The sequence below is a fragment of the Streptomyces sp. MA5143a genome (assembly GCF_900290235.1).
Classification (GTDB): Bacteria; Actinomycetota; Actinomycetes; order Streptomycetales; family Streptomycetaceae; genus Streptomyces.
Map to the genome: position 1 here is coordinate 132,449 of NZ_OLMK01000007.1, position 9,343 is coordinate 141,791.

The following is a 9,343-nucleotide window of genomic DNA, read 5'->3' on the forward strand; positions in this document are numbered from 1 at the left end:
GCGTGGGCTGGGGGAGCAGTGAACAGAAGGCGGCAGAAGAAGCTGTCCGTACGTCTCGTCCGGGCCGCGTCGGTCGGTGACACCGCCACGGTCGACGTGCTGCTCCGGGCCGGTGCCTGCCCCGCGACGGCCGACGCCGACGGTACGACACCGCTGTACGCGGCATCCGTGCACGGGGCGTCCGACACGGTCCGCCGGCTGCTGGCCGCCGGCGCCCCGCCCGACACCGAGAGCGGGCACGGCGCGGAAGGCACGCCGCTGTGCGGGGCCGCCTGCTGGGGCCACACGGACACCGTGCGCGAACTCCTCGCGCACGGCGCCGACCCCAACCTCCGCGAGGACCACGGCACGGGCCGCCCCCCGCTCTACTGGGCGGAGCACGGCCCCCACCCGGAGACGGCGGCACTGCTGCTGGCAGCGGGAGCCCACCCGCTCGACGGGACCGCGTGACGTTCGGGGCCGCGTGACGGCCGGGACGGGTGCTGTCACCCCTGCGGTCGGCTCCCGCCGGCTCAGACCGCTATCGCGTAGACCTTGCCCGCGTAGTCGCCGATGTAGAGCACGCCGTCGGTCACCACCGGCGACGAGGGCGTGAAGAAGCTGTCGATGCTGTCGCCCGCCGAGAACCGCCACCTCTGTTCGGTAGTCTCGACGTCCACCGCGTACAGGTTGCCGTCGTCGCTGCCGAAGTAGAGGACGCCGTCCACCACCGCCGGCTGTGAGTCGACACTGTCCGCCGTCGGGAACTTCAGGCGCTGCTTGGCGGTGACGGCGTCGACTCCGTACAGGTCGCCACTGTCGCCACCGACGTAGACCACCCCGTCGGCGACCGTCGGCGAGGAGGAGCCGACGGGGCCCCCGCCCGGAAAATCGTCGTACTCCATGCCGTCGGAGGCGTTCACGCAGTACAGCCCGTCGATGCCGCCGATGTAGACACGCCCCTTCGCCACCGCCGGCGACGAGGAGAAGGTGTGGTCCGTGAGCGCCGACCATCGTTCCGTGCCGGTCGCCGCGTCCACTGCCCGCAGGCCGTCGCCGCTGCCGACGTAGACGACCCCGTCGACCACGGCCGGCATGGTGTCCACATAGCTGGGCGTGAGCGCCGTCCAGCGCTTCTCGCCCGTGGCCGCGTCCACGGCGTGCAGCCCGTCCGCGCTGCCGGTGTAGACGATCCCGTCCACCACCACCGGTGCCGAGTGAATCGCGCCCGCCGGGTACTGCCACCGCCTTTTGCCGGTGACCGCGTCCACCGCGTACAGCAGGCCGTCGCCGCTGCCGACGTAGACGACCCCGTCCACCACGGCCGGCGACGACTGGACCCGGTCACCCGTCTCGAACGCCCAGCGCTTCTTGCCCGTGGCCGCGTCCAGCGCGTACAGACGGCGGTCGTCGCTGCCGATGTAGACGACCCCGCCGGCCACCGCCGGTGTCGAGTTGACCGTCTTGCCGGTGGAGAACGTCCACAGCCGCTGCCCCGGGCGGCGCTCGGTGCCGTCGAGGAGCCGCCACGTCGTGTACCCGGCCCCGGCGACGCCCGCTCCGGCGAGGCCGAGCAGGAGCCGCCTCCGGGAGAGCCCGGTCTGCCGTCCGGGTCGTGGCGCAGTGGTGTCCTGAGGGTGCCGTGGTGCCGCGGCGTCCTGAGGGTGCCCTGGCGCCGTGGCGTCCTGCGGGTGCTCGTGTCCCCGTGGAGGATGCGGGGCGGGCGCGTCCGGGGCGGTGGACTGCCGTGGCGGTTCGACGTGCGGGGCCGCCGGGCCGGTCGGCCCCGCGGCCCGGGAGGACCACAGCAGCAGCCGCGGATCGGGCGTCGCCGGTACCGGCGCCTGAGGTGCCGTGGCGCGCGCACGGACATCGGCGGCGACCGGACCGGGCAGCCAGCCGACCTCGTGCGCGTCCTGGTGGGCGTCCTGTCCCCACCGCTCCTCGGCCAGCCGGTCCAGCAGCGCGCCGACGGTGGGGCGCTCGCCGGGATCCTTGGCCAGGCAGTCGGCGACCAGGGCCCGCACCCGGGCCGGGAGCGCGTCCAGGTCCGGTTCCTCGTACACGGCACGGAAGTTGAGGGCCTCGGCCGCGCCGGTACCGAAGGCGCTCCGGCCCGCCGCGGTGAACGCCAGCACCCCGCCCAGGGCGAAGACGTCACTGGCCGGGCCGACGGGCTTGCCGGTGAGCTGCTCGGGCGACATGAAGCCGGGCGTGCCGATCAGCATGCCGGGCTGGGTGAGCCTGCTGGCACCGGAGTCGGTGGCGGCCGAGATCCCGAAGTCGATCACGCGTGGCCCGTCCGCCGCCAGCAGGACGTTCGACGGCTTCAGATCCCGGTGGATCACTCCCGCGCCATGGATCGCCTCCAACGCCTCGGCCAGCCCTGCCGCGAGCGCCAGCACCGCGTCCTCGGGCCATGCCCCGTGCCGGACGACCGCCTCACCGAGGGAGACACCGGGCACGTACGCCGTCGCCAGCCACGCCGGTGACCCCTCGGGGTCGGCCTCGACGACCCCGGCGGTGAAGAACCCGTTGACCTTGCGGGCCGCGCCCACCTCACGGGCGAACCGGCGCCGGAAGTCGGGGTCCTGGGCGAGATCGGGCCGCACCACCTTCACCGCCACCGCGCGCCCGCTCGGCGACCGGCCCAGGTACACCCGCCCCATACCGCCCTCGCCGAGCCGCGCGACGATCCGGTACCGCCCCACCCGCGGCGGATCCACGTCCGCCGGCGCCGCGAAGCCGTCCGCCCCGGGTCTCGCCCCCATCCCGTCGGCCATGTCCCGCCTTCCATCCCGTCAAGTGCCGTGCGTCCGGAGTGAACCAGTTGCTCCGGCGCCTCCGCACTGGAGATCCGCGGAACCACCGGTTCGGTTCCCGACGAGTATGTGGGGGGCCTCACCCGAGGCCGTGGGCGGACCCGGCCTCCCGCTGCTCCTGGCGGACGCACCGGCTCGCTGGCCCGCACGTCGTGCGGCTCAGCGTCCCGCCGGCGGGCTCGTCGTGCCGCGGATCTCCAAGGTCGGGGTGGTCAGGACGACTCGGGCCGGACGGGTGGGGTCGGCGATGCGGTCCAGGAGGCACTGGGCGGCGCGGCGGCCGACGTCGTGGCTGGCGTTGTCCACAGTGGTGAGCCACAGATGGCGCAGCCGGGAGACATAGGTGTTGTCGTAGCCGACCAGGGACAGGTCGCGCGGCACCCTCAGGCCCAGTTCCTCGGCGGCGGAGAGGGCGCCGACGCAGGACATGTCGTTGAACGCCAGGACCGCGGTGGGGCGTTCGGGGGCGCTGAGGAGCCGGACCGTGGCGCGGTAGCCGCCCTCCTCCGTCAGGTCGCCGCGCTCGACGGCCGCCAGGTCGGACAGGCCGTGCTCGCGCATGACCGTCTCGAAGCTGCGGCGGCGCAGCGCGCCGACCACACCGTCCCCCGCGATGTGTCCGATCCGCCGGTGGCCGAGGGCGATGAGGTGCTCGGTGGCGAGCCGGGCGCCCGACTGGTCGTCGCCCGCGACGACATCGACATGGGGGAGCGTCGGCTCACGGGCCCCGGCGACCACCGTGGGCACCTGCGCGGCCGCCGCGCGCAGCGCCTCCGAAGGGGGCAGGGTGCCGACCGCGATCAGACCGTCGACCCGCAGCTCGGTGAAGGTCCGGGTGAGATCCTCCCCGAGACGCCGGTTGAGGTGGCCGTCGGCCAGCAGCATGCGCAGACCGTTGTCGTGCAGCCGGGAGTTCAGACCGTCCAGCAGCTCCACGAACCAGGGGTTGCGCATGTCGTTCAGGAGGACGCCGACCGTACGGGTCCGGCGTTCGCTCAGGCTGCGCGCGGCCGCGTTGGGCCGGTAGCCCAGCTCGTCCACGGCCGCCAGCACGGCCTCCCGCTTCTCGGGGCGCACCTGCTCGGAGCCGCGCAGCACCAGCGAGACCAGGGACTTCGACACGCCGGCGCGCTCGGCGACATCGCGGATCGTCGGAGGTCTCATGGTGTGGACCGTTCCACAGAGCCGATGCGGTTGTCAAAGGGCTTGACAGCTGCGGAGGCTCGCTCCAAGGTGAACGGCGTATGTTCTGGAACGGTCCAAAGCCGGTCCGGTGGGTCCGAAGAAGGGCAGTCATGGTGAGTGCGCTCGGTGTCGCCGTCGTGGGGTTCGGCTGGATGGGGCGGGTGCACACCCAGGCGTACGCGCGCGTGCCGCACCACTTCCCGCGGCTTCCCGTACGCCCCGAGCTGGTCACCGTCGTCGAGGACGTGCCCGGCCGGGCGGAGGAGGCAGCCGAGCGGTTCGGGTTCGCGACCACCGCCCGCGACTGGCGTGAGGTGGCCGCCGACCCGCGCGTGCACGCCGTGAGCATCACCGCGCCGAACTTCCTGCACCGCGAGATCGGCGTCGCCATGGCCGAGGCGGGCAAGCACATCTGGATCGAGAAGCCCGTCGGGCTCACCGCCGCCGACGCCCGCGCCGTCGCCGACGCGGTCGCGAAGGCCGGCGTTCAGGGCACCGTCGGCTTCAACTACCGCAACGCCCCCGCCGTCGCGTACGCCCGCGAGCTGATCGCCGCCGGTGAGATCGGCACCGTCACCCATGTCCGCGTCCGCCTCTTCAGCGACTACGCCGCCCACCCCGAGGGTGCCCTGACCTGGCGGTACGAGCGTGAGCGCGGCGGCAGCGGCGTCCTCGGCGACCTCGCCTCGCACGGCGTCGACCTCGCCCGCTTCCTCCTCGGCGACATCACCGCCCTCACCGCCGACACCGCGATCTTCGTCCCCGAACGGGCCCGCCCCACCGGCGCCACCGCCGGTCACACCCGCGCGACCGGAGGGGAACTCGGCCCCGTCGAGAACGAGGACTACGTCAACTGCCTGCTCCGCTTCGCCTCCGGCGCGAGGGGCGTCCTGGAGGCGAGCCGGGTCGCCGTCGGCGAGCAGAACAACTACGGCTTCGAGGTCCACGGCACCAAGGGCGCCGTCCTGTGGGACTTCCGCCGCATGGGCGAGCTGGGCGTCAGCCGGGGCACGGCCTACCAGGACCAGTCCGTCAGCACCGTCTTCGTCGGTCCGGGCCACGGAGCGTACGAGGCGTTCCAGCCGGGCTCCGCCAACGCCATGGGTTACGACGACCTCAAGGTCATCGAGGCCCACCACTTCCTGCGCTCGATCGCCGAGGGCACCCCGTACGGCGCCACCCCGGCCGACGCCGTGCTCAGCGCCACCGCCCTCGACGCGATGAGCCGCTCCGCCGAGTCCGGCGCGTGGGTGAGCCTCTGAGCCGGCCGACGACCACCGGCCGCCGGCTCCTGAGACCGGAGGATTCGGCGCGACGGGCGGGCCGTGCGCGATCAGTCCAGGTTGTTGCCCCAGAGGGACGTGTCGTCGCTCCTGAGGCTGGGCACCCCGTCGTAGGTCCCGCCGTCCGCGGTGACCAGGGGGGCGGACAGCTGGTCCTCCAGGACACCGTCGCGGATCCGTACGATCGTGCTGTCGTGGTCCGTCCCGCCGGGCTTGAACGTCTTGCCCTCGATCGCCGCCTGTAGGTAGTACAGGGCGTATTTGGCGTAGAGGTCGGCGGGCTGGGAGACCGTGGCGTCGATCTTGCCCTCGGCGATCTCCTTGAGCTCCCGGGGTGTGCCGTCGTTGGCGACCACGAACACATGCCTCTTGTCCTCCGGGCCGACCAGCAGACCTTGCTGCTTGAGTACTTGCAGGCTGCCGGAGAGCGCCAGGCTGGACTGCATGTAGATGCCCTTGATGTCGGGGTGGGCGGTGAGATTCGCCTGCAGTTTCTGCGCCGCGATGGTCCCGTCCCAGTTCGTGGTCTCTCCGAAGACCTTGATCCGGGGATAGTGCTTCTTCATGCACGCGTTGAACCCGTCGGTGCGGTCGCGGCCGTTGACGGAGGCGAGGTCTCCCTGGAGCATGACGACCTTGCCCTCGCCGCCGAGCTTGGTGCCGAGGAACCGGCAGGCCTTCTCCCCGTACGCGCGGTTGTCGGCGCGCACCACCATGTAGACGTCGCCGGTGTCGGGACGGGTGTCCAGGGTGACCACGGGGATCTTCTGGGCGGCGAGTTGCCGCAGGACCGGCGTGGTCGCGGCGGTGTTCTGGGGGGCCAGGGCCACGCCCTCCACGCCGTGGATGATGAGGCTCTGGGAGTTGGTGGCGAGTTTCGCCACGTCGTTCCGCGAGTTGGTGGTCTTCAGCTCCAGCCCGAGTTCCTCGGCGAACCCGGGGGTGTACTGCATGAACGCGTTCCAGAAGTCGGTGTCCGAGCGGGGGTAGTCGACACCCACCACCGTGGCGCCGCCCGGGTCGGAAGCGGAGCCGCCGCAGGCGCCGAGCACGGTGACGACGAGAGCACTGACGGCACCGAGGCCGATACGGCGGACGCGTCTGGTCTTCACGACTGGTTCTCCCTTGCGAACGGTTGCTTGCGGGAGATCAGGCGGGGGCCGACCATGCCGCGGCCTCCGCTGCCCAATCTAGTACCCCCACCGGTCTTCCTGCTGACCCGCGGTTTCCGGGGAGCTGGGCGCCGTGGTCCGGGCGTCAGGTGCGGACCAGCAACTGGAAGTCGAAGGAGTAGCGGGAGGCCCGGTAGATGTGGCTGCCGTACTCGACGGCCCGGCCCGTGTCGTCGTACGCCGTGCGCTGCATGGTGAGGAGGGCGGCCCCCTCGGGCTCGCCGAGCCGCTCCGCCTCCTCGGGGGCGGCGATCCGGGCGCCGACCGTCTGGTGGGCGCTGTGCAGGGTGATGCCGGCGTTGCGCATCATCCGGTACAGGCCCGTCGCCTCCAGCCGCTCGGTGTCGAGGTCCAGCAGGCCCGCCGGGACGTAGTTGGACAGGAACGCCACCGGCTGGCCGTGGGTGAGGCGGAGCCGTTCGAAGAGGTGGACCTCCGCGCCCTCGGCGAGGCCCAGGGCCGCGGCGACCCCGGCGGAGGCGGGCCGGATCTCGCTCAGCAGCACCTGGGTCGTGGGCTGCTGGCCCGCCGCCTCCAGGTCGTCGTAGAGACTGCTCAGCTCCAGCGGACGCTTGACCTGGCTGTGCACGACCTGCGTGCCCACGCCCCGACGGCGCACGAGCAGGCCCTTGTCGACGAGGGACTGGATGGCCTGCCGCACGGTCGGCCGGGACAGGCCGAGGCGGCCCGCGAGCTCGATCTCGTTGCCCAGCAGGCTGCCCGGGCCCAGGGCCCCCTGCTCGATGGCGGACTCCAGCTGCCGGGCCAGCTGGTAGTACAGCGGCACCGGGCTGCTCCGGTCGACTCGGAGGTCGAGCTTCTCTGTACTCCCTGTGGTCGCGCTGGTCACGGTCCGAGGGTAACCGCCCGTCCGGATGACAGGAAGCCCTGTCATTTCGTTGTCCTGACAAGCCCGCCACCCGTCGCGGGTGCCGGACGGCTCCCGGACCGGCCGCGGTCCCTGCCGCTCACGTCCCCGGGCGGAGATGCCGGCGCCGGGCGGCGACCTCCCGGTCGTACGTCGCGCGGGCCTCGACCGCGGCCGGGCGGGCGGCGGTCTCCGCCACCGGAACGTCCCACCAGGCTTCCGCCGGGGGCGCGGTGGGCGTCGGGTCGGTCTCCACGTACACGCAGGTCGGCCGGTCCGAGGCGCGGGCCGCGGCCAGGGCGTCGCGCAGCTCCCGCACGGTCTTGGCGCGGATGACGTCCATGCCGAGGCTGGCCGCGTTCGCGGCCAGGTCCACCGGCAGCGGGGCCCCGGTGAAGGTGCCGTCGGCGACGCGGTAGCGGTAGGCGGTGCCGAACCGTTCAGCGCCCACCGACTCCGACAGCCCGCCGATGGAGGCGTAGCCGTAATTCTGGACGAGGACCAGATTGACGGGCAGCCCCTCCTGGACTGCGGTCACGATCTCCGTCGGCATCATCAGATACGTGCCGTCGCCGACCAGCGCCCACACGGCCGTGCCGGGCGCCGCCTGCTGGACGCCGATCGCGGCGGGGATCTCGTAGCCCATGCAGGAGTAGCCGTACTCCAGGTGGTACTGGCGGGGGCCGCGGGCCCGCCACAGCTTGTGCAGGTCGCCGGGGAGCGAACCGGCCGCGTTGATGACGACGTCGTCGTCCCCCACGACCGCGTCCAGGGCGCCCAGCACCTGTGTCTGCGTCGGCACGGCGTGCTCGTCGGCCGGCGTGTACGCGGCCCGCACCACCTGCTCCCAGCGCTGCTTGCCGTCCCCGTACTCGGCCTCGTACGCCTCCTCCACGCGGTGCCCTGCGAGCGACTCCGTGAGCGCCTCCAGACCGGCCCGCGCGTCGCAGACCAGGGTCCGGGCCGCCAGCTTGTGGGCGTCGAACGCGGCGACGTTGAGGTTGACGAAGCGGACGTCGGGGGCCTGGAAGAGGGTGTGGGAGGCGGTGGTGAAGTCGGTGTGGCGGGTGCCGACCCCGATGATCAGATCGGCGGTGCGGGCGATGTCGTCGCAGACGGCGGTGCCGGTGTGCCCGATGCCGCCGAGATCGGCCGGGTGGTCGTGGCGCAGCGAGCCCTTGCCGGCCTGGGTGGACGCGACCGGGATGCCGGTGGCCTCCACCAGCGCCCGCAGCGCCGCCTCCGCCTCACTGTGGTGGACGCCGCCGCCCGCGACGAGGAGCGGCCGCCGCGCCGCACGGATCGCCCGGACCGCCTCGGCCAGCTCCACCGGGTCCGGCGCGGGACGCCGCACCCGCCAGACACGCTCGGCGAAGAACTCCTCCGGCCAGTCGTACGCCTCCGCCTGCACGTCCTGCGGCAGGGCGAGGGTGACGGCGCCGGTCTCGACGGGGTCGGCGAGGACCCGCATGGCGTTGAGCGCGGCCGGGATCAGCGCCTCGGGGCGGGTGATCCGGTCGAAGAAGCGGGAGACCGGCCGCAGGGTGTCGTTCACGGACACATCGGCCTCGGTGGGGTGCTCCAGCTGCTGGAGCAGCGGGTCGGCGGTGCGGGTCGCGAAGTAGTCGCCGGGCAGCAGCAGCACGGGCAGCCGGTTGATGGTGGCGAGGGCGGCGCCGGTGACGAGGTTGGTGGCGCCCGGCCCGATGGAGGTGGTGACCGCCTGCGCGGAGAGCCGGTTCAGCTGACGGGCGTACCCGACGGCGGCGTGCACCATGGACTGCTCGTTGCGGCCCTGGTGGAACGGCATGGTCTCCTCGCCGGCCTCCAGCAGCGCCTGGCCGACCCCCGCGACGTTGCCGTGGCCGAAGATGCCCCAGGTCCCGGCGATCAGCCGGTGGCGTACGCCGTCGCGCTCGGTGTACTGCGCGGACAGGAACCGCACCAGCGCCTGGGCGACGGTCAGCCGGCGGGTGGAGGGGGTGCTCATCGGGACCTCACTGGGACGAAGGGGTGGGTGGGGGGTTTCGGGGG

7 protein-coding genes are annotated in these 9,343 nt (G+C 73.0%); 2 read left to right on the forward strand and 5 right to left on the reverse strand.

Features of this window, described 5'->3' with window-relative positions; translation table 11 throughout:
- Positions 1-18 precede the first annotated feature (18 nt).
- A complete protein-coding gene (locus tag SMA5143A_RS02285; protein WP_107461125.1) occupies positions 19-450 on the forward strand; it encodes an ankyrin repeat domain-containing protein in 432 nt (143 codons plus the stop codon).
- Positions 451-512: 62 nt separating this feature from the next.
- Here SMA5143A_RS02285 and SMA5143A_RS02290 read toward each other — a convergent pair whose 3' ends face one another.
- Entirely contained in the window at positions 513-2,762 is a 2,250-nt protein-coding gene (locus SMA5143A_RS02290; RefSeq protein ID WP_107461126.1) for an outer membrane protein assembly factor BamB family protein, read from the reverse strand.
- Positions 2,763-2,960: 198 nt separating this feature from the next.
- On the reverse strand, positions 2,961-3,965 hold the full coding sequence (locus tag SMA5143A_RS02295) for a LacI family DNA-binding transcriptional regulator (protein ID WP_107461127.1): 1,005 nt from the start codon (positions 3,963-3,965) through the stop codon (positions 2,961-2,963).
- 131 nt (positions 3,966-4,096) lie between these two features.
- Here SMA5143A_RS02295 and SMA5143A_RS02300 point away from each other — a divergent pair, with 131 nt between their 5' ends.
- Positions 4,097-5,248, forward strand: a complete 1,152-nt coding sequence (locus SMA5143A_RS02300) for a Gfo/Idh/MocA family protein (RefSeq protein WP_107461128.1) — start codon at positions 4,097-4,099, stop codon at positions 5,246-5,248.
- A gap of 71 nt (positions 5,249-5,319) precedes the next feature.
- Here the strand turns inward: SMA5143A_RS02300 and SMA5143A_RS02305 are convergent, their stop codons facing one another.
- From SMA5143A_RS02305 to iolD, 3 genes are all read right to left on the reverse strand, one after another.
- The gene (locus SMA5143A_RS02305) at positions 5,320-6,381 is read right to left on the reverse strand and encodes a sugar ABC transporter substrate-binding protein (protein ID WP_107461129.1); all 1,062 of its coding nucleotides are present in this window, start codon (positions 6,379-6,381) and stop codon (positions 5,320-5,322) included.
- A gap of 145 nt (positions 6,382-6,526) precedes the next feature.
- Complete coding sequence (locus SMA5143A_RS02310; protein ID WP_375136445.1) at positions 6,527-7,336, reverse strand: GntR family transcriptional regulator; 810 nt, start codon at positions 7,334-7,336, stop codon at positions 6,527-6,529.
- A gap of 73 nt (positions 7,337-7,409) precedes the next feature.
- A complete protein-coding gene (gene iolD, locus SMA5143A_RS02315) occupies positions 7,410-9,299 on the reverse strand; it encodes a 3D-(3,5/4)-trihydroxycyclohexane-1,2-dione acylhydrolase (decyclizing) (protein WP_107461131.1) in 1,890 nt (629 codons plus the stop codon).
- Between the last annotated feature and the right edge of the window lie 44 nt (positions 9,300-9,343).

Excerpts from the sequence above, each read along its gene's own strand:
- SMA5143A_RS02310 (WP_375136445.1), bottom strand. The coding sequence starts at position 7,336 with ATGACAGGGCTTCCTGTCATCCGGACGGGCGGTTACCCTCGGACCGTG.
- SMA5143A_RS02290 (WP_107461126.1), bottom strand. The coding sequence starts at position 2,762 with ATGGCCGACGGGATGGGGGCGAGACCCGGGGCGGACGGCTTCGCGGCG.
- iolD (WP_107461131.1), bottom strand. The coding sequence starts at position 9,299 with ATGAGCACCCCCTCCACCCGCCGGCTGACCGTCGCCCAGGCGCTGGTG.
- SMA5143A_RS02295 (WP_107461127.1), bottom strand. The coding sequence starts at position 3,965 with ATGAGACCTCCGACGATCCGCGATGTCGCCGAGCGCGCCGGCGTGTCG.
- SMA5143A_RS02300 (WP_107461128.1), top strand. The coding sequence starts at position 4,097 with ATGGTGAGTGCGCTCGGTGTCGCCGTCGTGGGGTTCGGCTGGATGGGG.